We start from the raw sequence: 1349 nt of genomic DNA on the forward strand, positions 1-1349 counted from the left end.
GGGGGGATTTGGTTGTCGAATTCGGTTTCGATCCAGCGGGTGTGGACGTGGAAGGGGTCGTCGGTGAAGGCGGGGTCGGCGACGACGGCGCGGTGGAAGGGGATGGCGGTGGCCATGCCCTCGACCGTGAACTCCGCCAGCGCCCGCCGGGCCCGCTCCAGAGCCTGCTGGCGGGTGGCGCCGGTGACAATGAGCTTGGCGAGGAGGGAGTCCCAGGCGGGTCCGATGACGGAGCCGGATTCGACGCCGGCGTCCAGGCGGATGCCGGGGCCGGTGGGCGGGTCGAAGCGGGTGACGGTGCCGGGGGCGGGCAGGAAGTTGCGGCCGGGGTCCTCGCCGTTGATGCGGAACTCGAAGGAGTGCCCGCGCAGCGGCGGATCGTCGTAGCCGAGTTCTTCGCCGTCGGCGATGCGGAACATCTCCCTCACCAGGTCCAGGCCGGTGACTTCCTCGGTGACGGGGTGTTCGACCTGCAGGCGGGTGTTGACTTCCAGGAAGGAGATGGTGCCGTCCTGGCCGACGAGGAATTCGCAGGTGCCGGCGCCTTCGTAGCCGGCTTCGCGGAGGATGGCCTTGGAGGCGCGGTAGAGCTCGGCGTTCTGCTCTTCGGTGAGGAAGGGGGCGGGGGCTTCCTCGACGAGTTTTTGGTGGCGGCGTTGCAGGGAGCAGTCGCGGGTGGAGACGACCACGACGTTGCCGTGCTTGTCGGCCAGGCACTGGGTCTCCACGTGGCGGGGGCGGTCGAGGTAGCGCTCGACGAAGCACTCCCCCCGGCCGAACGCGGCCACCGCCTCGCGGACGGCCGATTCGTAGAGCTCGGGGACTTCTTCCAGGGTGCGGGCGACCTTCAGGCCGCGTCCGCCGCCGCCGAAGGCGGCTTTGATGGCGATGGGCAGGCCGTGCTCGCGGGCGAAGGCGATGACCTCGTCCGCGCCGGAGACGGGGTCGGGGGTGCCGGCGACCAGGGGCGCGCCGGCGCGCTGGGCGATGTGGCGGGCGGCGACCTTGTCGCCCAGGTCGCGGATGGCCTGCGGGGGCGGGCCGATCCAGATCAGCCCGGCGTCGATGACGGCCTGGGCGAAGTCGGCGTTCTCCGACAAGAACCCGTAACCGGGGTGGATCGCGTCCGCGCCGGACTCCGCGGCCGCGGCCAGGACCTTGCTGATGTCGAGGTAGCTGGTGGCGGGAGTGTCACCACCCAGCGCGTAGGCCTCGTCGGCAACGCGGACATGCACCGCATCACGGTCGGGGTCCGCATAGACCGCCACACTGGCGATCCCCGCATCCCGGCACGCACGAGCGACACGGACAGCGATTTCGCCACGGTTGGCGATGAGCACCTTGCGCAC

General features: G+C 70.8%; 1 protein-coding gene. It reads right to left on the reverse strand.

Annotated elements, in window-relative coordinates; translation table 11 throughout:
- On the reverse strand, positions 1–1349 hold a 1349-nt coding region (locus tag ABD361_RS30330; protein ID WP_344440185.1), incomplete at both ends, for an acetyl-CoA carboxylase biotin carboxylase subunit.

This window comes from Streptomyces luteosporeus, assembly GCF_039532865.1.
GTDB classification, from domain to species: domain Bacteria; phylum Actinomycetota; class Actinomycetes; order Streptomycetales; family Streptomycetaceae; genus Streptomyces; species Streptomyces luteosporeus.